At 36.1% G+C, this 23,273-nt stretch carries 20 protein-coding genes; 5 read left to right on the top strand and 15 right to left on the bottom strand.

Annotated features, from left to right (window positions below; all coding sequences use genetic code 11):
• Positions 1 to 40: 40 nt before the first annotated feature.
• From BOQ64_RS24215 to BOQ64_RS19665, 3 genes are all read right to left on the bottom strand, one after another.
• Complete coding sequence (locus tag BOQ64_RS24215; RefSeq protein WP_228448491.1) at positions 41 to 1,258, bottom strand: TonB-dependent receptor; 1,218 nt, start codon at positions 1,256 to 1,258, stop codon at positions 41 to 43.
• 76 nt (positions 1,259 to 1,334) lie between these two features.
• Positions 1,335 to 1,754 (bottom strand): SH3 domain-containing protein, encoded by a 420-nt coding sequence (locus BOQ64_RS19670; protein ID WP_066697722.1) that lies wholly within the window; start codon positions 1,752 to 1,754, stop codon positions 1,335 to 1,337.
• Between the two features lie 10 nt (positions 1,755 to 1,764).
• Entirely contained in the window at positions 1,765 to 2,253 is a 489-nt protein-coding gene (locus BOQ64_RS19665; protein WP_129055090.1) for a BON domain-containing protein, read from the bottom strand.
• A gap of 220 nt (positions 2,254 to 2,473) precedes the next feature.
• Between BOQ64_RS19665 and BOQ64_RS19660 the strand changes: the two genes are divergently transcribed.
• Complete coding sequence (locus BOQ64_RS19660) at positions 2,474 to 3,724, top strand: dicarboxylate/amino acid:cation symporter (protein ID WP_129055092.1); 1,251 nt, start codon at positions 2,474 to 2,476, stop codon at positions 3,722 to 3,724.
• Between the two features lie 3 nt (positions 3,725 to 3,727).
• Entirely contained in the window at positions 3,728 to 4,462 is a 735-nt protein-coding gene (locus tag BOQ64_RS19655; protein WP_129055094.1) for a phytanoyl-CoA dioxygenase family protein, read from the top strand.
• A gap of 37 nt (positions 4,463 to 4,499) precedes the next feature.
• Here BOQ64_RS19655 and BOQ64_RS19650 read toward each other — a convergent pair whose 3' ends face one another.
• Together BOQ64_RS19650 and BOQ64_RS19645 are read right to left on the bottom strand one after the other, a co-directional pair.
• Positions 4,500 to 5,273 carry a hypothetical protein gene (locus BOQ64_RS19650; protein ID WP_129055096.1) on the bottom strand — a complete coding sequence of 258 codons (774 nt, stop codon included), beginning with the start codon at positions 5,271 to 5,273 and terminating at the stop codon, positions 4,500 to 4,502.
• A gap of 15 nt (positions 5,274 to 5,288) precedes the next feature.
• Entirely contained in the window at positions 5,289 to 6,125 is an 837-nt protein-coding gene (locus tag BOQ64_RS19645) for a chitobiase/beta-hexosaminidase C-terminal domain-containing protein (RefSeq protein WP_129055098.1), read from the bottom strand.
• 396 nt (positions 6,126 to 6,521) lie between these two features.
• Here BOQ64_RS19645 and BOQ64_RS19640 point away from each other — a divergent pair, with 396 nt between their 5' ends.
• Positions 6,522 to 8,864 (top strand): outer membrane beta-barrel family protein, encoded by a 2,343-nt coding sequence (locus tag BOQ64_RS19640; protein WP_129055100.1) that lies wholly within the window; start codon positions 6,522 to 6,524, stop codon positions 8,862 to 8,864.
• A 317-nt stretch (positions 8,865 to 9,181) separates the two neighbouring features.
• Here the strand turns inward: BOQ64_RS19640 and BOQ64_RS19635 are convergent, their stop codons facing one another.
• On the bottom strand, positions 9,182 to 9,637 hold the full coding sequence (locus tag BOQ64_RS19635; protein ID WP_129055102.1) for a hypothetical protein: 456 nt from the start codon (positions 9,635 to 9,637) through the stop codon (positions 9,182 to 9,184).
• Positions 9,638 to 9,787: 150 nt separating this feature from the next.
• Here BOQ64_RS19635 and BOQ64_RS19630 point away from each other — a divergent pair, with 150 nt between their 5' ends.
• Together BOQ64_RS19630 and BOQ64_RS19625 are read left to right on the top strand one after the other, a co-directional pair.
• A complete protein-coding gene (locus BOQ64_RS19630) occupies positions 9,788 to 10,894 on the top strand; it encodes an Mrp/NBP35 family ATP-binding protein (protein WP_068944340.1) in 1,107 nt (368 codons plus the stop codon).
• 49 nt (positions 10,895 to 10,943) lie between these two features.
• Positions 10,944 to 11,192, top strand: coding sequence for a NifU family protein (locus BOQ64_RS19625; RefSeq protein WP_045500144.1), 249 nt, complete (start codon positions 10,944 to 10,946; stop codon positions 11,190 to 11,192).
• Positions 11,193 to 11,754: 562 nt separating this feature from the next.
• On the opposite strand, the gene BOQ64_RS19620 is transcribed toward BOQ64_RS19625, so the two are convergent.
• The 9 genes from BOQ64_RS19620 to BOQ64_RS19585 form a co-directional block, all read right to left on the bottom strand.
• The gene (locus tag BOQ64_RS19620; protein WP_129055103.1) at positions 11,755 to 12,180 is read right to left on the bottom strand and encodes a hypothetical protein; all 426 of its coding nucleotides are present in this window, start codon (positions 12,178 to 12,180) and stop codon (positions 11,755 to 11,757) included.
• An 8-nt stretch (positions 12,181 to 12,188) separates the two neighbouring features.
• Complete coding sequence (locus BOQ64_RS19615) at positions 12,189 to 13,271, bottom strand: efflux RND transporter periplasmic adaptor subunit (RefSeq protein WP_129055105.1); 1,083 nt, start codon at positions 13,269 to 13,271, stop codon at positions 12,189 to 12,191.
• A 12-nt stretch (positions 13,272 to 13,283) separates the two neighbouring features.
• Positions 13,284 to 16,436, bottom strand: coding sequence for an efflux RND transporter permease subunit (locus tag BOQ64_RS19610; protein ID WP_129055107.1), 3,153 nt, complete (start codon positions 16,434 to 16,436; stop codon positions 13,284 to 13,286).
• Positions 16,437 to 16,451: 15 nt separating this feature from the next.
• Positions 16,452 to 17,837 (bottom strand): TolC family protein, encoded by a 1,386-nt coding sequence (locus BOQ64_RS19605; RefSeq protein ID WP_129059799.1) that lies wholly within the window; start codon positions 17,835 to 17,837, stop codon positions 16,452 to 16,454.
• Between the two features lie 68 nt (positions 17,838 to 17,905).
• Complete coding sequence (locus BOQ64_RS19600) at positions 17,906 to 18,313, bottom strand: HYC_CC_PP family protein (RefSeq protein WP_129055109.1); 408 nt, start codon at positions 18,311 to 18,313, stop codon at positions 17,906 to 17,908.
• Between the two features lie 173 nt (positions 18,314 to 18,486).
• On the bottom strand, positions 18,487 to 18,876 hold the full coding sequence (locus tag BOQ64_RS19595) for a DUF3060 domain-containing protein (protein WP_129055110.1): 390 nt from the start codon (positions 18,874 to 18,876) through the stop codon (positions 18,487 to 18,489).
• A 264-nt stretch (positions 18,877 to 19,140) separates the two neighbouring features.
• Positions 19,141 to 22,179, bottom strand: coding sequence for a choice-of-anchor I family protein (locus tag BOQ64_RS19590; RefSeq protein WP_129055112.1), 3,039 nt, complete (start codon positions 22,177 to 22,179; stop codon positions 19,141 to 19,143).
• A gap of 131 nt (positions 22,180 to 22,310) precedes the next feature.
• Positions 22,311 to 22,460, bottom strand: a complete 150-nt coding sequence (locus tag BOQ64_RS23245) for a hypothetical protein (protein ID WP_164975853.1) — start codon at positions 22,458 to 22,460, stop codon at positions 22,311 to 22,313.
• On the bottom strand, positions 22,457 to 23,110 hold the full coding sequence (locus tag BOQ64_RS19585; protein ID WP_129055114.1) for an NAD-dependent epimerase/dehydratase family protein: 654 nt from the start codon (positions 23,108 to 23,110) through the stop codon (positions 22,457 to 22,459). The genes BOQ64_RS23245 and BOQ64_RS19585 overlap by 4 nt, the downstream gene beginning before the upstream one ends.
• Positions 23,111 to 23,273: the final 163 nt, after the last annotated feature.

The following is a 23,273-nucleotide window of genomic DNA, read 5'->3' as shown; positions in this document are numbered from 1 at the left end:
TTGGTTTCTCCTCTGGTTTGAGTGATATTTTTACTTTCATTTAAAAGTTGATTATCCTTAAAGTTGAAGATACAGATTGCCCTGAACCGAAGGTTTCTGATTTTGAAAATGAAGGTGCAATATAAATATTAGTCAATGAATCCAGCTTTATTCCTACCGAACTGTTGAAATTATATTGTCTTGATTCATTTTGATTACTGCTTTCAGAATCTGTTTTGAGAGTGTAATCTGGAAGAAGTGTCGTCTTTGAAGCTTTGGAACGGGTTTCATTGTTAGAATCTGTATATTGAAGGCTGAGGTTGTCGAGATTGCCATCTTTTCCAAGTTTATCATTATAATTCAGCCCAAAGCTGCTGAATTTTTGAATTCCGCCCCCTTGCTGTCCTGCACTGCCACGTCCCATGGTATCAAAAATCTGATCCCCTGAACTGCTTTTTGAATTGATATTATTGGCAGATGCCAAAACACTGATCTTGGTGTCTCCTTTAAAATAATTTAAGAATACATTTCCTTCGTACCGTTTATCAGAACCATATCCGGCCAATATTTTAGACATAAGACCTTTGTTTTTCTTCTCATCAATATTGAAATTAATGGTCGTATTTTGAGATTTTGCCGGTCTTTTGGTTAATTCCTCTTCCTTAGTCTTTGTTGTAGTAAACTGGATGTTTTTAATGATATCTGCAGGAAGATTTTGTAGGGCTGTTTTTCCTTCCTTATCAAAAAATGGTTTTCCATTAACCATAATCTGGTCTACGGATTTTCCATTAACTGTAATTTTCCCGTCATTACCTATTTCTACCCCTGGAATTTGTTTCAAAAGCTCATCAATCTGGCTGTCTGGACGAACCTTAAGAGCAGAGGCGTTAAATTCTATCGTGTCATTTTTTACTTTGACAGGAGAAACCGTAATCTTCACCTCGTCAATGTCAATAATTTTCTTCTTTTCAAGTTCTATATCACCAAGAGATAAAGACTTCTCAATCTTTTCAAGAGTTTTTGAATAGGAGAATTTTTCAGCATCAATTTTTAAAAATGAAGGTTCTTTTATCTCATCTGTCTGTAATGAAAATTTACCTTCTTTATTGGTTGCAGTATAGTTGATAATAGTAGAATCTTTAGCCTTCAGCAGGTATATTGTAGCGTTTTCTACAGGTTTTTTTTCCGGATCAGATACCCTTCCATCAATATGAAGTCTTTGGGCATATACAATCAGTACATTGCATACCAAAAACACGAATAATAAGATTTTCTTCATTGAGCTTTCCAAAGCGTAAAAATAAAAAAACATCCCAATAATAGGGATGTTCCTTGTGAATATTTAAAAAAATATTTTATGCTCTTAAATATCTTGAATAAGCATATCCTTCCTGACCGTCAGCAGTTTTTACTTTCCACCAGTCATCAGAAGTCTGCTCAATTAGAGTTACAGCAGATCCTTTTGCTGCTTTTCCTACTACAGCAGCTTCAGTTGAAGGCTCCTGTCTGATGTTCAGATTAGATTCTTCAGTAGCTACCGTAAGAGAAGCCCCTGAAGCAAGACCTGCAACCTGTACATCGATATTGATATCTGAAGCAGAATAAGTAGAATCAATAGCTCCTAAAGCATTCCAAACTGCATCTTTTGCAGCGGTATTGGAAGCATCTCCGGAAACATATAAAATTCCGTCCTGTTCCTGAACCTGTAGGTTTGAGATCCCAGCAGACTGAGCCGCTGAAACTACGCTTGAATATTTATCTTGTAATGTACTCATCTTAATTTAATTATTTTACTGTGTAGTTAAATTTAACTTTACCAACTTTTAAAGCGTCAACAGACTGCTTAATTTTCTTAGCCTGCTCCTGAGAAACATTTCCTGTAAGGGTAAGCTCGTCATTGATAACTTCTACTTTTACTGTAGGGAAATCTTTCACTGCATCCTGAACTTTTTTCTGAACAGCAGGATCTACAGCAGATTTAGTTTCAACAGGTGCCGGAGCTGGAGTTACTTCAACTTTAGACATATCCATTACGTCTTTTACACCTTTAATTGCCTTTAATTGTGCAATCATAGCATCTTTAGACGCCTGGTCCGCGAAAGTTCCGCTTAAATGAGCCACACCTTCTTTTACTTCAACAGAAGCATTGGGATTAGAAGTTACTACTGTGGTAGCTTGAGTCTGAAGATCGGCATCAGAAACTTTCTTTTTACAAGAAACTGCCCCGAAAGATACAGCTACAGCTAATGCAGCCATTGCGATAGTTTTTTTCATATTGTATATTTATTAATGTTGTTATACAATCAAATGTAATAATAAAATTTGTACCAAAAGAATAAAAATTCAATAAATGTTTCTTAAATTTTTTACAATATTTTCTGAACCAGCGATTTAATTTTTATGTTTCAGAAACTTAATATGGCCTTAATATGATTAGAATAAAATATTCTGCCAATTCAAAAACCATTATATTTGCGCAAATTGAACTATATATATGAAAGGACAGAATAAACTTTTTATAGCAATTATTATCGCGCTTATCCTTGGAGTAGGAATTGGAGGTATTGTACACGTACAGTATCCGGAAAGTGCAGAACCATTTTCCAAGAACATTAAATTATTGGGAACGGTTTTCATCAGGCTGGTACAGATGATTATTGCGCCTTTGGTTTTTACTACACTTGTTGTGGGAATTGCTAAAATGAGTGACATCAAAATGATTGGAAGAGTAGGAACAAAAGCAATGCTTTGGTTTATCTCTGCCTCTTTGGTTTCGCTTTTTATCGGGTTGATACTTGTTAACTGGCTGGAACCGGGACACGTTACCAAGCTACCAATTCAGGATGCAGCTTCTGCAGAAGATCTTTTGAAAAGCAGTAAAAGTTTTTCAATGGAAGACTTTGTAAAGCATATGATTCCTAAAAGTTTATTTGAAGCCTTTGCTACCAATGAGGTATTACAGATTGTAGTATTTGCTATTATGTTTGGAGTTGCTTTAGCCAATTTAGGAGAAGAATATTCTAAACCAGTAGTAAAGCTTTTTGACATCATTGCTCATGCTATTCTGAAAATGGTAGGATATATCATGTGGTTTGCTCCGCTAGGAGTATTGGGGTCAATTGCTGCGGTAGTAGCTACCAATGGTTTTGAAATTTTTAAAGTATATGCCATCTATTTAAGAGACTTCTTCTTTGCAATAGGAGTTCTTTGGCTGGTACTTTTATTAGTGGGATATTTTATTCTTGGAAATCGTCTTTTTGATTTATTGAAGAGAATTAAAGAACCATTATTAATTGCATTCTCTACAACCAGTTCAGAAGCCGTATTTCCAAAATTGGTGGAAGAGCTTGAAAAATTCGGATGTAACAGCAGAGTTGTATCATTCATTCTGCCTTTAGGATATTCATTCAATCTGGATGGAAGTATGATGTATATGACTTTTGCTTCAATCTTTATTGCACAGATCTATGGTGTAGAAATGACACTTGGACAGCAGATCACTATGCTTTTGGTATTGATGCTTACTTCAAAAGGAATTGCAGGAGTTCCGAGAGCTTCTTTGGTAATCATTGTAGCAACCTGTTCAATGTTTGGAATTCCACCGGAAGGAATCGCTTTAATCTTACCAATTGACCACTTCTGTGATATGGGAAGAAGTATGACTAACGTATTAGGAAATACACTGGCTACTTCAGCAGTATCAAAATGGGAAGGACAGTTAACCGAACCTTTAGACAAAATTTAAATAATGAGTTTAAAAAACTTATCATCATACAAAAGCCATATTGAAAAATATGGCTTTTCGGTTATTAATGAAGTGTTTTCTGAGGAAGAAGTGACTCAAATCATTCATGTTCTGGACAACATAGATACTTCAAAAGAGAACTTCAGGAAATCCGAAGATCTGTTTGCCATAAGACAGTTTTTAAAGGAAGTTCCGGACATTAAAGACCTCATCTTAAATGATAATATCAGAAGAATTATCAATGAAATCTTTGGCGAGCAGTATTTTGTGGTAAAAAGTATTTATTTTGATAAACCTGAAACGTCCAATTGGTATGTTGCTTACCATCAGGATCTGACGATTTCTGTAGATAAAAAGCTGGAATTATCTGGTTTTGGTCCCTGGACTACAAAGCAAAATCAGTTCGCCGTACAGCCGCCATTGGATATTTTAGAGAATATTTATACCATCAGAATCCATCTGGATGATACGGATGAAAATAATGGAGCATTAAAAGTTGTTCCGGAATCCCATTCCAAAGGAATTTACAGACCGGAAACTATTGACTGGAATGTAGAAACTGAAGAGATCTGTAAGGTAGAAAAAGGAGGTGTGATGTTGATGAAACCGCTTACATTGCATGGTTCAAATAGAACTACGAATGGAAAGAAAAGGAGAGTGATTCATATTGAATTTTCAGATAGGGAACTTCCTGAAGTTCTGCAATGGGCAGAAAGAATTAAGATATTCTCAGAATAAAAAATAGCCTCTTCATTTTTGAAGAGGCTATTTTTTATTACCAGGAATCAGATATTACTTCTCTGTTTGGAATATTGATATTCTGTTTATTGTAAAAAAGCAGGAGTAAATATTCTTTTTTCTCCGAAGTGTTTCTATACATTGGTGTTTCAATAATCATGTTTCTTTTCATAATCCCTTCAATAGTTTTGTCTTTACTTCCAAAAGCGATAACAGGTGATATTTCTTTAATTTTAAAAGAATCGTTTAATTTTACTTTGTAGATCGCAAAGGGTTGTTTAGGATTGAAATTACTTATTTTTGAAAGTTCAGATTGAGGATTATCTCCTTGTTTTTCATCGTAGTAATAAGAAAACTGAGCACCTTTAAATTTTAATTTATTTTTCTCTAAATAAGAAAAAGTTTTGCTTAATTTTTCAAGTTGGATATCCTCATCTTTTGTAGGCTGGAGATCTAATTTGGACATAGGAGAACAGGATGAAATACCATATTGGTTGTTAGATCCACTTAATAAAATCAAATATCTTTCATTAGGTTTTATTTCTTTTTCACATGCTCCTGAATAGGCTTGCCCAATTAACCCTCTCACATTTAATGTAGTGAATTTTGTTCCTTTATATACTTTTTCAAATTCTACATCAGCTTTATATGTCCTTTGATCAGGATTTTCATCATATACTTTCAGGATTTTTATAACTCCTACAACATTAGCTTCTAAGTAGTTTTCTGCTAAAGTACCCTTGACACAGCTGCAAGCTGATATTTTCATAATACCTAACAGTAAAAAGAGAAATAATGATAATTTTTTCATGGTTATTAATGATTTTTATTTTACAGAAATTTCATCCACAAAGATAGAGGTTTCGCCACCTGTTTTCTGACGCCATCCGGGAAGTTTTCCAGAATAGTAAGCTTTCACTTTAAGATATCTTGCTTCGGTAGGAAGAATTTCAGTCGTAAAATCTTTGGCCTGGATTTTTTCATCTTTAGGATCAATATCATTTTCGATTGTGTCTAACAGAAAAAAATCTTTAGCATTCATAGAAGCATAGTATTCCACTTTTTTAGGTATCAGGATTAATGATTTGCTATCCTGAAGATAAGTAGAAGTAATTTGAGTGATTTGCAGTGGCGACTGAAAATCAATTACGGCTTCAAAATTCTGTCCCAGATATCCCTGCCAGTCTCCTTTTTCCCAATCCAGATCACCTCTGATTCCATCAATTAATGCGAATTTTCCGGTAGCTGTATATTGAGGGTTGACTTTTGAAAGGGTAGTGATCTCCCAATAATTAGGTCTTCTGTTGGAGCTTACTGTTGCTACTGAACTTTTTTCTCTTTTTCTTTCTGCATAAGATTGAATCTGTGTTGTTTTGCTAATAGTGAAAGGCTTTTTGTAAGCAGTGAATTTCTTTTTTTTATTGATGTCACCAGCATCCAAAGTCATATAGTAGATTTTGTCACTTGGGTTCTGTGAGATGATCTCAACTTTGGTAGAAAAATCAAAAATTCTGTCTGCTTTAATAACTGGTGCAGCAATGATCTCTTGTGAAGCAAGTACTAGATTTTCGGTTCCCGTTAAAGGATCCATATGTTGAGAATGGTTTTGTGCATCAATAATCTGGATAAGCAGTAAAGACAATGCAAACAGTCCTTTTTTCATGTTTGATATTATAAAGTGGGGATAAATCAAGTACAGTACCAAATAGTGATTTGTGGGAAGAAAATTAATTGTGAGGCAGGAAGCTGGGAGAAGGAAGCTGGAAGTACTGTTGGGTTATAGAGAGATGGTAGTGAATTGATTGTATTTAATTGATAAGTTTAAATATAGTTTTTTCTTTATGGACTGGAAGCTGGGAGAGGGAAGCTGGAAATACTTTTGGTTATGAAGACATTGTAATCTGTTGATGATAGATTATTCAAAACTGGTTAAAAAAATATTATTTACTTACCGACTTCAATAACTTCCATCTTCCAGCATCAATCTTCCTTTCCTTTTTCACATGTAATAAAAATCAAGATCTGCTTGTCTTATATAAAACTATGATTATCAAATTACATGAAGAAGATTTTACTTTCAGCAGTTATTCTGCTACCGGCAGCACTTTTTTCACAAACGATTACAGGGAAAATTACTCAAAAAGGAAAAGCTGTTTCCTATGTGGAAGTAATTGCTGTAAAGGATCAGAAAAAACAGACTGCTATTTCTGATGAAAAAGGGAATTACTCACTGAAACTTTCAGATAATGGGAATTATAATATTAAACTGATACAGGATGGAACTGAAGTTTCTGTTATGGATGTTGCCATACAGGGTGATGTAAAACAGGACTTTTTCATTGAAGAGAAAAAAGAAAAACAGATTGAAGGCGTAACACTCACTGCCAGAAAAAAGCTGATTGAAAGAAAGGCTGACAGATTGGTTTTTAATGTTGCCAGTTCTGTGGCCTCTCAGGGAATGGATGGAGCAGATGCTTTGGCTACAACACCATTAGTAAAAGTAGATGAGAATGCAGGCGTTTCTATTGCCGGAAAAAGTGGGGTTGCAGTGATGATTAATGACAGAATATTGAATCTTTCTTCCACAGAACTTGTGACTTATCTAAAGAGTTTGAGATCCGAGAATATTGAAAAAATTGAAGTCATTACAGCTCCGCCTTCAAAATATGAAGCGCAGGGAAACAGTGGACTTATCAATATTGTTCTGAAGAAAAATCAGAATCTTGGCTGGAGCGGAAGCCTTACTACAAGCTTTCAGCAGCAGACTTATTCCGGGTTTTCCAACAGTGCAACTATTAACTATCAGAATGAAAAGCTACGTTCTTCTTTAAAGCTAAGACAGAATAAATCTGAAAAACATTCTTTTGAAAACTATAGAATGACAGGGGTTGAGGGACTTAAAAGTCATGATGACAGAAGAGATTTTGGAGATGGTCTTGGAGCTAATCTGAGCGTTGATTATCAGCTAGGAAAGAAATCCAATGTAGGTTTTATCTATGATTATGGATTTGGACATTCTAATATGGATATTGAGAATACTTCGGATTATTTTCAGAATGATAACTATACCAATACATTGTCTACGTATGCTGAACACAGAGGGAAATCCACACAACAAACCATAAGTGCTTATTATGATGTTAAATTTGGAAAACAGGATAATAAACTAAGTATTACCGGAAATTACTTTTCAAATCTTCCCAAAACAACGATTGATTTTACAACCATAGAAAATTCCGGAGATGAGTTTATTGTAAGATCACCATCGGTAGTGGATTATAAAATTTATTCCGGACAGGCAGACCTTACTTTACCTTATGAGTTTGCAAAAACGGAAGCGGGGGTGAAGTTTACTAATTTTGATAATAATTCCAGTATTTTCTATCAGAATCTTGAGAATGGAAATTATGTGACTGATGCTTTGAAGAGCAATGAGTTTAAATACAATGAAAAAAACTATGCTGCCTATTTCAGTCTTGAAAAATCATTTAATGAAAGATGGTCAGGAAAAGTGGGGCTTCGCTATGAGTATTCTACAGTCAATGGAAACTCCCTGACTTCCGGACAGCAGTCTGAAAATTCTTATGGGAAATTTTTTCCAACAGCCTATGTGATGTACAAAAGTGACGAGAGCAATACCTTCAGTCTCAATTATTCCAAAAGGATCAATAGACCGGGGTTTCGTGCGATCAATCCTTATCGATGGTATATTAATGTAAATTCTTATTTCACAGGAAATCCATTTTTACAGCCGTCTATCAATCATAATTTTGAATTTTCTCATGTGTATAAAGGGAAATTATCAACTACCCTTTATTTTCAGAGAACATTGGATGGATTTGGTCAGTTGGCAAGTTTATCGGGAGAGAGCAGAACAAGTACTTTTTTCAATTATTATCATCAAAACAGCATAGGGGCTACTATCAATTATTCGGATACCTTTTTCAAACGTTGGGAAGCCAATTACTCGGCAGATTTATCTTATATGGATATGAGTGTTTTTACTACTGATGCTTCTTCTAAAAAAGGATATGGTTATGATTTTGATATTCAGAATAATATATCGCTCAATAACAAGAAAACGGTTCAAATTATTGCCAACTACTGGTTTCGTCTGCCTTCCAATTCCGGAAATATACGTTGGGACTTTGTAGGAAACTTTACAGCGGGAGTAAAAATGAATCTGATGGATAAAAATCTGCAGGTTAATGTCATTGTTTCGGATATATTTAAACAGTCAAGAAGTAAAGGGGAAATATTTTATACTACAGGCTCTCATTATTTTAATAATTATTACGATGCCAGAAGGCTTACTGTATCCGCAACTTATACATTCGGAAATAAGAAGGTAAAAGGAGCTAACCGTAATGTCAACTTTGATGAAAAGAACAGAGCGAATTGATGAGGGAGGTTATGATTAGTTGCAAGTAAAGAATAAGAGTGAGTAGTGGAGATGTATGATGATTGTGCAAATTAAATTTGACGCAAAGATTTTATGGTATAACTGTAATATTTTTAGGAAGCAAAGCTGGAATCAATTTCATTGATTCTTTTGAAGCGGACGCATATCCAGACAACTTCATCAGCGACAAAGTCGCTACCTTAGCTCCCTTAAAATAATACCTAATCTAAATAAAATCTTTGCGTTAAGAAAAAGTAATATTCTTATATTCATATAGTTAATTGAAATAGTGAAAGTAACCTCCAGCTTCCTTACCTCTATACCTCTCCTTCAAATAGGTCATTAAGATATTCCATCTTGTGATTTTCCTGTCTTGCTGTTCCCAAGTATTTCTTCCATGCCTGGGACTCATGGTAAACAATACCCATTTCCCAGACGCAGTAGGTTGGAAGGTGGGTTTTATTTCTGTCCCAGATTTCAAATTTTCCGGTTCCATCGTAATAAACACTTTCCCATAATTCGTTTTCACTTCGCCAGGTACAGACCAGAAGAAGGTAATTTTCACCACATCGGTGCATAATGACAAATCCAAGATCTTCAATATCCTGAAAGTTTTCTTTGGCATTTTCAATACAGATTTTAGCATTCTGAATATCCTGTGCGGAAACTTCTGCAGTATCTTTTGCCAGATCATACCATTTGAATCTGGTTTTTCCTACAACGAATATTTCTTTTGGTAATGCATATTTGGATGGGTAAGTAGTCGTTTCCATAGATTTTGCTTTGGTGACAGGTGATTGCTCATGATGAAAAAAGAGGATAAACAAAATTTTTAACGATCTGATTTATCACCTGATATTATAGATTTTATTGATTCTAAATTATCGAAAAAAAACGTAAATTTGTAAACAATTTATATTTATATGTTGACGAAAGAAAAGGTTCAGGAATTCCTTAAAGAAATAGAAGTAGACGACTTGGTGAATAATCTTCAGATTATGGGTAACGATGTTTATATTGACATGACCGCTCATTCACCTGCAATGCATGAAAAGAAAAAGCTGGAAGCTGCTATGAAGCAGGCTTTTGCCAGTGAGTTTGGAGAAGATATTCATTTAAAACTTAAAATTGTTTCTCCAGAACCTAGTGAAATTCAGCAAAGTCAGATCAAAGGAAAACAAATTCCTGGAATTCAAAATATTATCGCTATTGCTTCAGGAAAAGGAGGAGTAGGGAAGTCTACAGTTTCTGCAAATATGGCAGTTACTTTAGCTAAAATGGGTTTTAAAGTTGGATTACTGGATGCTGATATCTACGGACCATCAGTTCCTACCATGTTTGATACAGAAGGGGCAAAACCAATTTCTGTAGAAGTAGATGGCAAGAACATGATGAAACCTATCGAAAATTATGGAGTGAAAATGCTTTCTATTGGATATTTCTCCGGAGCTAACCAAGCGGTAGTATGGAGAGGGCCAATGGCTTCAAAAGCATTAAACCAAATGATCAGAGATGCTGCATGGGGTGAATTGGATTTCTTATTAATTGACCTTCCTCCGGGAACTGGTGATATTCACTTATCGATCATTCAGGAAGTGCCTGTAACAGGAGCGGTGATTGTAAGTACACCTCAGCATGTTGCTTTGGCAGACGTAAGAAAAGGGATTGCTATGTTCCAGATGGAAAGCATCAATATTCCGGTTCTTGGATTAATCGAAAATATGGCGTATTTTACACCAGAAGAACTTCCTGAAAATAAATATTATATCTTTGGAAACCAGGGAGCACAATATTTGGCAGAAGATCTTGGAATTCCGGTATTAGGAGAGATTCCATTGATCCAAAGCATCAGAGAAGCAGGAGATGTAGGAAGACCGGCTGCTTTACAGGAAGACTCTAAAATTGCAGAGATCTATACTGAAACAGCAAGAAAAATGGTAGAAAGTCTGGTAGAAAGAAACAAAAATCTTCCACCAACTGAAGCTGTGAAGATCTCCACAATGGCTGGTTGCTCGCCAAAAGCAAAATAATAATAAATTTCAATTACATTTGAAAAAACCGAATTGAACTGAAAAAAATATGGAAACAAACATAACGCACGAAGATACAGTAACAAGAGTAATGGAAGCTCTGGAAAGCATCAGACCGTTTTTAAATAAAGACGGTGGTGACATTGAGCTTATTGACGTGAAGGATAATCAGGTTTTTGTAAAACTTCTTGGTAACTGTTCCGGATGTTCGTTGAACTTTTCAACCTTAAAATTAGGGGTGGAAAACACAATCAAGCAACACGCACCGGAAATTGAGAAAGTAGTAAACGTAGAGTAAGACTATATCTGAGATATTAAAAAGACAGGCCTTTGTATAAGGCCTGTCTTTTTGTTTTTTACTAAAAAAGACCTGATAAACTTAATTATCAAGCCTAAAACAATTAATCTAAAAAATATAATTAAGAACTCTGAGTGAGAAACTTGTTGTAGTTCTCTTCATTTACTTTTTTGAGTTACATATTGTGATTTTTTAAACGCAAAGAAAAAATAATTATGATGCTATATTTTAGGGGGCAAAGGAAGCGACTTTGTCGCTGATGAAGCTGTCTGAATATGCATCTGCTTCAAAAGAATCAATTTTATTGATTCCACTCTTTGCTCCCTTAAAAATATAACGGTTTAAGAATAAAAACTTTGCGTTGAAAAAGAATGCATTTAAACCATTAAGGAAAATGAAGATTATAAGGTAAATTAAGGCTCATCAAAGATGAATTTAGAAAACAGCTTAACCCAATAGCTTTAGTTGTTTTCTTAACTTTTCTTATCCTCTTAAAAATCTTAATGGTTCAAACACTTTCAAAACCTTACATCCAACTTAATCTAATTAACTTATTGATTTATTAAGAATTCTGTGTGAGAAACTTGTTGTAGTTCTCTTCATTTTCAAAATAAGCCACCTCACCTTCATCACTTATCATGACAATATAGGCATCTGCTTTATCAACTGTTTTTCCGCTGTATGGATCAATAGCTTCTCTGACGGTTTTATCTGTTGGAATACGTTTTACACACATTTCACAACAACCGTAGTAAGTTTTACCATTGTGAGGAACTTCTATCTGTTTCTTTCCCATATAAGCATTATTTACCATACAGACGGTTTCTGTGGGAACATGGCTCCCTTTTACATACTTTCCTGAAGAGGCTTTAGGCTGAGGTTTCTGCTCAGTTATTGGTTCCTGACTTTTTGGGATTTCTTTATTGCAGGCATATAAAGCCGTTGCACTGAAAAGAATGATGCATGTGTTTCTGAATATTGTTTTCATTATTGATATTATTTAATTAAACTTCCTTCTACAATTTCTTCATTTCCTTTTTTGATGATCTGATCTCCTTCGGATAATTCTCCGAAAACTTCAATAGTATCATTAAGAATTCTTCCTTTTTTGACGGGAATGAACTTTGCTTTTCCATTTTCTTTTTTAATAATATAAATTCCCATATTGCTTTCTACCAGAGCAGATCTGGGGATGAAAAATGTTGCTTCCTTATTCTGTAAAGGGATCATAGATTCTGCAATCATAAATGGTTTTAATTCTTTGGAATGATTGATGAAATCAGCCTCTATTTTTTCCGAACGCAGCTTAAGGTCTAAAGAACCTGATTTTCTGGATATTCTGGCTTTAAAGCTCTTTTCCGGGAGCGCATGGACCCTGAAAGATAATGTATCTCCTACATTGAGGTAAGGAACATTGGCTTCTGAAACAGATAAACTAAGTCTAAGCTTTGATGTATTCTGAATAACCATCAAAGGGCTTCCACCCATAGGCCCAACATAGGCTCCAAGGTCCACGTTCCTTTCTGTGATGACTCCACTGAAAGGGGCACGGATGACCAGATAGCGGTTGATATCCTGAAGTTCACGATAGGCTGATCTTGCTGCATTCACCTGTGCCTCATCAGAAAGTTTACGGGCTGTAATCTGATCCAGAGCATCTCTTGCGATAGCTCCTTTTGTTTCATTGGCTTTGTACATTCTGTTGTAACTTGATCGTGTAGAGGCATAAATAGCTTCCTGGGCCTGCCATTTCGCCTTGGCATTAGCTGCCTGTGATTGTATTTCAGGAGCTTCCAGTACCATAAGAACCTGCCCGGCACTTACATGAGAGCCAATATCTACATTGATCTTTTTTACATAACTCTGTACTTTAGCAAATAATGCAGTTTCCTGATCCGGAACCAGTTCTCCCGGAAGTTTGAGTTCTACTTTCGGATTGCTTTTTTTAATAGTTACGGTTTCCATGTTAGCCATCATCATGGGTTTCGTTTCCTGTTTGGGCTCTGACTTTTCTTTGCCGCAGGAAGCCGGAATAATAAGTAAACTCAGGATGGCAGCTGTATATAATATGTTTTTCATTGAATGTAAGATTTATATGGTTGAATGAGAATAATGGATACTTTCCTGATCTTCAGGATCTAAAGAAGGAGAGATAATGCTTGCTTTTTTTTGCATCCATCCGAAGACTAAAGGAAGAATAACCAATACAGAGAATGTAGAGAAAATAAGCCCTCCGATGACGGCACGTCCCAATGGAGATACCTGATCTCCACCTTCTCCGAATCCAATAGCCATTGGTAACATTCCCGCTGCCATAGCTAAAGTGGTCATAATAATTGGACGGATACGAAGTTTGGCTGCTTCAATAGCGGCACCTAAAGCATCTCCTGTGGATTTTCGGATGGTTTCGGCATTGCTTATTAATAAAACGGCATTGGCAATAGAAACTCCAACGGACATAATTAATCCCATATAAGACTGAAGATTAAGAGTGGAACCTGTCAATTTCAGTAATGCTAATGATCCTACAACTACGAAAGGAACTGTTGTTAAAATAACCAATGAAACACGGAACGATTGAAAAGTAGCCGCAAGCATCAGGAAAATAACAGCCGCAGCAATCAAAAGTCCCGAAGAAAGACTGCTCATGGTTTCATCCAGTACAGGAGCGATTCCGGAAACTTCTATATTGACACCTTTCGGAAGCTCACCAAGAGATTCAATAGCTTTTTTTACATCTTTTGAAGCCTGTTCCAGGTCTGTTTTATGGAGATTAGCCGTAACTGTTGTGTAACCCATTGTTCCCAGGTTGTAGCTTTCTCCCAATTCTTTTGAAGAACTTATGGTCGCTACATCGCCTAATACAGGTCTGTCTGAGTTTTTAGATAACGGAATATTAGCCAGTTCTTCTTTGCTATTAAGAATATTCTGAGGAGTCTGTACCTGTACATCATAAGCAATTCCCATCATTCCGCCTACCCAGAAATTTTTGTTGGTATAACGGGTAGAAGCTGTTGCGGTAACTAATGATTTGGCGATATCCTGTGCATCCAGTCCTAATTGAGCAGCTTTTACCCGGTCAATATTAATTTGTAAAGCAGGATAGTTCATAGATTGTGGGATTTGCTGATCGCGCATGTATTCAATTTCTTTTAGTTTGGCTAAAAGTTTCTCTGCATACATTCGGTTCATCTTTTTCATCATCCCTGAAATTCTTATTTCAACAGGAGTATTGGTTCCCTGGCTTAAAATCTTTTCCGTAAGTTCAATAGGCTCAAATGAGATCTGAAGATTTGGCATTTTTTCCTTGTAATACTTTCGTAGCTCATCTTTCAGCTCATCCGAATTTCCGTTAAATTCCTTTAAGGCAACCTGCATTAAGGCTTCATGGGGGCCAGCATTATAAAGATAAATTGGGCTAACGGCAAAGGTAGAAGGGTGTTGTCCGATGAAAACAGAGGAAATAGCAATATTATCTTTTCCCACTTTGTTTTTAAGATGCTCCAGAAATTTTTTAACCTTTATTTCGGTTACTTCAATACGGGTTCCTTCTGCTGCTTTTATACGTACCTGGAACTGCCGTGAATTAACGGAAGGCAATACATCTTTTCCTGTGATCTGATAAAGCCCGATTCCTAAAAACAAAATAGCGGCAAGGCTTACACTTACAATGAGTTTTCTTCGCTTCATTAAAGAAGATAAAAAAGATGTAAAACGATCACGGAAGCGGGTAAACCAATCCGGTTTGTGATTTTCACACGTTTTAGGATCATGCTTCATTAACCAATTGGCCATCACCGGAACGAAAGTCTGTGATAATATAAAAGAGACAATCATTGAAAATCCTATGGCCATTGCCAGAGGCATAAATAGGGATCCTGGAATACCACTCATCATAAATGCAGGTGCAAATACAGCAAGAATACAAAGCATGATAAGCAGTTTCGGGAAGGCAATTTCTTTACAGGCATCCCAAATAGCCTGTGCCCGGCTTTTTCCCATTGCAAAATGCTGGTGGATATTCTCAATGGTAACCGTACTTTCATCTACCAATATTCCTATGGCGAGAGCAAGACCGGATAAAGACATAATATTAATGGACTGTCCGAATAATTTCAGGAATAATACCCCTGAAATAATAGAAATCGGAATCGTCATAATAACGATAAGAGCCGCTCTTCGGTCGTTAAGGAAAAGCATAACCATCAATCCGGTCAATAAAGCTCCCAGAATGCCTTCCACAGCTAAACTCTTCAAAGCATTGGAAATATAAACGGACTGGTCAAATTCATAGGAGATCTCTACATCATCCGGCATATTTCTCTGGATTTTAGGTAAGGATTCCTTCAGCTTGTTAACAACTTCCAGTGTAGAAGCATTGCTAGCCTTGGCAATATTGATATAAACAGAACGCTTTCCGTCAATTAATGCATATCCGGTTGCAATATCCGCTCCGTCTTTTACAGTGGCAACATCCTTTACATAAACGTTATCTGCTGTTCCTTTAAATAGAGGGATATCTCCAAGTTCTTCCACTTTTTTTACCGTGTTGTTGGTAGGAGTGAGGTAATTGGTTTCTCCTATATATACATTTCCGGATGGTGAGGTGATGTTATTTCTGCTGATGGCTTCCACTACCTGCTCAGGGGACATTTGATGTGCTCTTAGTTTTATAGGGTCTACATTAATCTCTATAGTACGCGGACTTCCTCCAAACGGTGGAGCAGTAGTAAGCCCCGGAATGGCAATAAGGAAAGGACGGGCATTGAAATTAGCAATGTCCTGTAGTTCATTGTTCGTTTTCGTATTGCTTCGGAAGACAAGTTGTCCTACCGGTTGTGATGAAGAGTCAAAACGGATAATGAAAGGTGGTGGTGCTCCAGGTGGTAAAAATACCTGTGAACGGGTAGAAAGGGCATTGATCTGTGCAATGGCTTCCCCCATATTGGTTCCTTCATAGAAATTAACCTTCATCAGGGTAAGTCCCTGGGTATTTTTAGATTCAATACTTTTAATACCATTGGTAAATAAAAGCATATTTACATACATTTTGGTAAAATATCCTTCCATCTGTTGTGGCGTATATCCATTAAAGGAATGAGCAACATACACTACAGGAAGATCCATCTCAGGAAGAATATCTACTTTTACTTCTTTGGCAGCTTTGATTCCGAAAAACAACAGCCCCAATACCAATACCATTACAGATACTGGTCTGCGTAATGCAAACTTTATAAGATTCATGTTTAAATTTTTGAATTAATGGGCAATTGCTTTGGTAATCATGGATATATCTCCCTTAGAAGCAGCCATCAGAACTACAGCCTGCCAGGAATTGTTCTGGGCAATTTCATAGTTGATTTCAGCCCGGTTCAGGAGATATAATGCCTGTGTAAAATCTACAATGGTTGTTAAGCCATTTTCGTACAGTGCTTTTTGTTGATTAAAGGCATCGGTAGCGGACTGTAGCTGGATTTTGGATTCAGTTACTTTTGACAAAGCATTTTTATATTTCAGATCCGAAAGGTTCTGCTGATTATGAAGTTCCTGCTGTAAGAGTTGATAATCCAGATCTAGAGTCTTTGTAATAAGCTTCTGTTCATTGATTCTTGAACTGTTTCTGTAAAAATCAGTAAGATTCCAGCTGAGATTTAGCCCTACAATATAGTTCATTCTGTCGATGCCAATACCTTTCAGATAAGATGGTGAATAAGCAGAATTGTCTTGAACATAATTCCAGCCGAAACCGGATCCACGTCCCTGAAATGTCCCAAACAATGAAAGTGAAGGTAGACTATGGGTATTTAAATAAGCTTCCTGCTGCTTACTCTTATTAATTTTTTGAGCTACAAAAAGAGTAGTAGGATGATTCTCAAAAGATGAGGTTTCCTGAATCAAAACAGGAGTGTTTTTGCTGAAATAATGATCCAGTTGGTAATCTGTAAAATTTTCTGCCAGAAGATCAGATAACTTTTGATTATAGTCAAGAACATGATCATTAGCATTGATGATGGCAGTCTGTGCATTTGACATTTCTGCTTTTGCCAGAGAAGCGTCTACTTCGGGAATCAATCCACTATTGGCTCTTGCCTGGGCAATTGTGTAAATGACTTCTGAACGGTTGTGATTTTCCTGCTGTACATTTTCAAGGCGTTGGCTTACCAGAAGATTAAAATAAGCTGCGGCGGCTTTTATTTGGTGTTGAAAAATCTCCTGTTTTAAATCAGCTCTTTGAAGTTCTACATCAGCTGTTTCTATACTTTCTTTAGTTTTAAGCTTTCCGAAAGTATAGACGTTCCAGTTGATATTGGCCAGGTATAAGCTTCCGAAAACAGCATTCCAGTTTTGTTCTGCAAGAGGCATGGAAGTAGAAGAAATCCCAGATCCTCCCATATTGTACATAGGACCGTTTAGAGCATTAATCGTTCCGAAACTCTGTTGAGCAGCCAATGTAATTTCTGGTAAATAATATGTTTCCTGAAGCTTCAGCCTTTCCTGTGAAGCCTGTATGTTGATTTCTTTTTTTTGAATGGACTGATAATTCTTTTCGGCCCTGAGAAGTACTTCCTCTAAACTCGTCAACTGAGCAAAGGATAGTGCAGGGCAGCTCAGCCATAGGATAAGTGCTCTGAATGATAAATTCATAGAATATATTTAGAATTAAAATTGAAAAATAATTGTCCCGATCGGGATCACGTATGATTCAATCTATTCTAAATTCTATAGACGCAGTGAAGAATGAAAAGGGAAGGGTAGTTGAGATGGTATTTTGAAGGATCAAAATAGAAAGTACGGTTATCAGAGTCAATAACAGCTTCTGATTCAAATACAGCTCCCAGGTTGTAATACGGAATGGATGCTGATAAAAACTTTACAGGAGTATTTTTGTAAGAATGGGGAAGATTATCTTCTTTGCAGATTTTCTTTATTTCCAGTTTACAACATCCGTTATGGTTTTTCTGTTTATTGGCCTTGCATTTTGAGCAATCCAGATCAGAAAGTTTTTTCAGACCTACATGTATTTCACTTGCATTTCCTTTGCATACGTGCTTACTTGTGGTAAATCCTGAAGAAACCACGATATACAGAAGGATAAACAATATGTGAAAGACTCTTTTCATTTCGTGGGATAAAATTAAAATGAATAAAAGTCTTGATGTTATATAATTATGGAAGAAGTTTATACTTTAAGGAAAATAGGATTCATTTCTATGGATAATCATTGTTTGAACCATTAAAAAAGACTCAAAGATATCTCTGAGTCTTAATAGTTTGTTTATAAATATTTAATCAATTATTGTTTCACCACCTTATTTCCCACTCCTGTAAGAGAAGCATTAGGTTTTCCTGATTTTGTTCCGGAAGTTCTGTAGTATACTGTATTGTTACCACCTTCTATGGCAACGTTATCCACTTTATCAATGTATATTTTGTTACCTGTTCCTGATACTGAAACTTTTCTGGCACTTCCTTTAACGTTTACAGTATTATCACCACCAGAAACCTCTACATTTCCGCCATTAAGGGTGTAATTTAGGGAATGGCCAACGCCATCTACCTGTATTGTTTTACCATTGGATTGTTCCACACCTTTTGTAGATTCTGTTTTTCTGGATTGAGAAAATGCAGTACCTGTTCCTAGTAACAGAATTGCTAAAATACCTGCTGTTTTAATACTTTTCATATTGAATTTGGTTTTTTTGTTGGGGATAAATATAAGTACAAAATAATTTTCTCATAGTTAATCAAAAGTTAAATGATTGATTTTTTAGAGAATGAAAAAAAAAATCTATTTCAAAAGTGGGAATAGATTATTGTTTTAAATCCAAACTTTATTTAATCTAGGATGTTGGCTGTTTCAACCTCTCTTCCAGCGGAGTAATTTAAATAAAATCCTAACAAAAAAGCCTCTAAAATAGAGGCTTCAATCAAATCGTAGAACGGTATATTATTTTACAATAATTCTTTTAAGATGTCCTTCTGAAGTTTTAACAAGATAAACCCCTGTAGAAAGATTAGATGTGCTGATTGTAAGGGCATTTTTTTCCTTTCCAATCAGCTTCCCGGACATATCATATAATTCATAGTCCTGCTTTCTGTTGAAATATAAAGTGTTGCCTTTATTAACAGGGTTCGGGAAGATATTGAATGTTGCTTTTTCAGATTTCACTTCACCAGTAGCCAATGTAGGTGGTAGAGCTACTTCATACATAGATAAAGTTCCACTGATCTCGTTGGCAATAATAACATATCCTTTATGGGTAGTAGTATTTTCAGGAGCAATATAAATAATTCCTTCAGGACCGTTATCTCCACCGTAAGCTGAAGTTGAACGGGAATGTTTATAATCTGTAAAAGTAGGATTGTTTGGGTTCGTGATATTGTAAACCATTACGCCACCTGTTCTTTCCAGAGTAATGAAAGCATAAGTTTGTCCGTTGATCGTTCCAAGAGCTACGCCTTCAGGTTCCGGACCTTTTGCGCGGCTTCTGCTTTTAATAGCATTGGACTCATTATCTGCATTGAAGATTAATGGATGTTTAGCGGCAATATATCTTTCAAACTGATCTCCACTGTCATAGACCTGTTGCTTGGTATCTGCATTAAAAATGGAGAATGAACGGGCTCCTAAAGCTGCAATTTCTTCAAAATCTGAATCACCATCCGTATTTCCTGTAGCCGACGAGACTCTGAATCTTCCCAGATTATGAGATGCCTTTAATATATTGGCATTGGGGAAAATGGCAGAATCTAAAGTATAATTATTAGCTCCTACAGTAGTTCTTTCGCTATATCCTGAAAGATCTTTTTCATCACCTTCATTAGCCGTTACAATATAGTTGGAGTTTCCTACCTTATAATTTTGTACTGCATCCGGAAGATAATAGGCTTTTACAGGCCAGTTGGCAATAAGAACTTCACCATTATTATCTGAAGCATCAAAACCATTGCCTGGAAGACTCATATCTTTTTTACCTAGCCCCCAGATTCCTGTGATATTTTTTGTGGCAAGGTCAACCTCAGCAATGGCATTATTTTCCTGAAGTGTTACCCAAGCTTTTTGGCTGTCTGCACTTATGGTAACATATTCCGGTTCTAAATCCTGAGAGAGTGTGTTATTAGTTCTTACTTTTCTTAAACCTGTAGCAGTTAGAACAGCAACCTGAGAATCAAAATTATTAAAATTCAAAGTAGCAACATTGCTTTGTGTAAGGTTTCCAATACCTCCTGAAATATCAATGATACTGATGGTTCCCTCAGGATCTACGGTGTAAGCATCGTTTGGTTCTCCCTCATTAGCTGTAATTACTTTTGTACCGTCCGGAGTAAAGGTTACCATATCCGGTAAAGCTCCTACAGTTACCTGCTTCAGGAAATTTCCATTAATATCAAAGAAAACTACAGACCCGTTCTGTTGTGGATTGGTATTTGGTGAAGCCGCCGCAATAATTCCATTTTTCACAGCAATACTGGTGATTCCTCCATAGGCAGCCATATTGATCGTATTAACAACTGATGGAGTGTTAGGATTACTGAAATCAATAATATCAAAAACATCCGTAAGAGAACTGATGGTGAACAGTCGTTGAGTAGCCGGATCATGAACTACAATCTCTGTGGAACTGTTATTGTTTCCGGATGGATCAAAACTTCCGATATAATTCAGCTGAATTTCATTGGAAGGAGCTGGAGCCGGTTTATCATTATCTACAATATAAATGGTTGCAGAATTGTCTCCTGAAATTGTTGCTCCTGTTGGATTTTCAAGACTTACTACAAAATATTCAGCCTTTTGTTCTTCTAACGTATCATCAATAATAGGAATATTGACTGTATAGCTTGTTGTGGAAGGTGTTATATTGATGGTTTGATTCGTTAAAGTAAAATCATTGCTGTCTGCCGTGCTGAAAGGCGCCGGTTTTACAACAAGATTTACAGTTGCTGTGGAAGGATTGGCTACATTAATTTTGAAGGCCAATGTTCCTGCATTTTCATCCACCTTGATGAAATTTTTCTCAAGAGAAATAGAGGTTCCTGCAGTGGTAAAGGTAGAAGAAGTGACTGCGGTTACAGCATTGTCACTGAAATCCTCAACCGTATTGGGTTTAAGAGCCAGATAATACGTTTGGCCCGGCACCAGACCGGAAGTTGGAATGATCGTGATAATATTGTTGCTAAAAGCAGTTGTAAAGGGAACTTGGGCGCCTGCAGCATTTCCAAGGCGGAATTCTACAAGATTTTGTGCATTAGAATCGTTGATTGCAGAATTGTCTGCCAATCTTACATTTTCATTAAAGGAAATCGTAGGATTAACAGTTGTTGAAGCATTATTGGTATTATTGACAGGAAGGTAAGTCGTAGTAGGTGGAGTAGTGTCAATACTTCCTGTAGATATTGCATCCACCGTAAAGTTATCAAAACGGTTGTTACCACTTGTTCCCCCTCCGGTAGCAGAAAATTCAACCTTTAATTTAAAATTAGGATTATTGGAAACTCCCGCCACTGCAGAAAAATCAAAACTAACTAATTGTGGATTGGCATCCTGAGGATTTACTGTTTGGTAGGGAACAAAAGTAGTTCCGTCTGTTGTATATGACCAGATTTGTGTTCCGGCTCCTTGTCCGGATCTTCTTGTCGTAAACTTTACAACCACATTATTATACCCTGTTGTTGGCAGATTAAACTGTAATCCACCACCAATAGGATTGTTGAATCTTAAATGAGTTCCGGAAGCATCCCCGTTTCTTGCATTAAAATTATCTATATTAAAGTTTTGTCCGGTACCGCCCACAAAATCTATCACACTTGTTCCTCCTGCTATGGATGCAAGAGTACCATTGACCAACGTGGATGAAGGCGCAGTGATAGAAGCTTGGGAAGTATTGTTATTAAAATTCCAATAATGGATAAGTGTCTGTCCGAAAAGCCCAGTCTGAAAAAAGAACGCGGCAATGACAGACCCTTTTAGAAGGTAGTTGTTGATCATTTTTGATTTCAATTAGATAAATACAAAAATGAACTTTATGTTTGGCAACTATTTTAATGGAATTTTAAGAAATGTTTAAAAAATAGGTCTGTTTCTGATAAAAGATAAAGTTGTATATTTTTGAGATTCAGCTATTTTGAAGACTTTCCGGAAAAGTTTAACATTGTTCCTGTTTTAGCTCCTTCCAAAGGATGTTTCTGCATATAGAAAAATCCTGAAACTGCAGTCAACAGCAAGAGTACAAAAATAACCAGAACAATTCTTTTTAACATGTCTCTCATATCGCTAAATTTTTAATATCCCGAATTTCTAAAGTTGAAGAAGGATACCCTTTTTTTACGGTATTGATCATAGCTTTTCCAACTTCATGTAAAGTTAATGATTTTGACGGTAAAAAAATAGGAAAAATCCAAATAAAAGGTTTGAAGAACCATTTTACATTGATCTGGCCATCAACAGGTTTCATAAACCCAGGTCTGAAATTGTAAACACCTTTAAAATTCATCTTCTTTAAGTCATTTTCTGTTCGGCCTTTTACTCTTGCCCACATCAGTTTTCCACTTTCTGTACTGTCTGTACTCGCTCCGGATACATAACTGAAAATTATATCTGGATTTTGATGTAAAACAGCTTCTGCAAAATAGATGGTAGTATCATAGGTAATTTTGGTGTAATCTTCTTCATTCATTCCCACACTGCTGATTCCTGCACAAAAGAAACAGGCATCATACCCTTTGAGATTATCATCATTAGGATCAATGGATAAAAAGTCCGGAACGAGATATTCTTTCAGCTTAGGATGCTTTTTTCCTGATGGCTTTCTGCTGACACTCAGGATCTCAGAAACGTTAGGATTCTCAAGGCATTCCATTAAAACACCTTCGCCTACCATACCTGTAGCTCCTGTAAGAATTATTTTGATTGGGTTCATTGTTTTGCTATTGATAGTTGCATGACGAATAAGAATAGGAAATTACTTTATTTTTTTGATAAAAGATAAAAGATAAAAGATAAAAGATAAAAGATAAAAGATAAAAGATAAAAGATAAAAGATAAAAGATAAAAGATAAAAGATAAAAGATAAAAGATAAAAG

This window comes from Chryseobacterium sp. CH25 (assembly GCF_004119455.1).
Classification (GTDB): domain Bacteria; phylum Bacteroidota; class Bacteroidia; order Flavobacteriales; family Weeksellaceae; genus Chryseobacterium.
The sequence above is the reverse complement of the archived record's forward strand: the minus strand, read 5'-3'. Positions and strand labels throughout refer to the sequence as shown.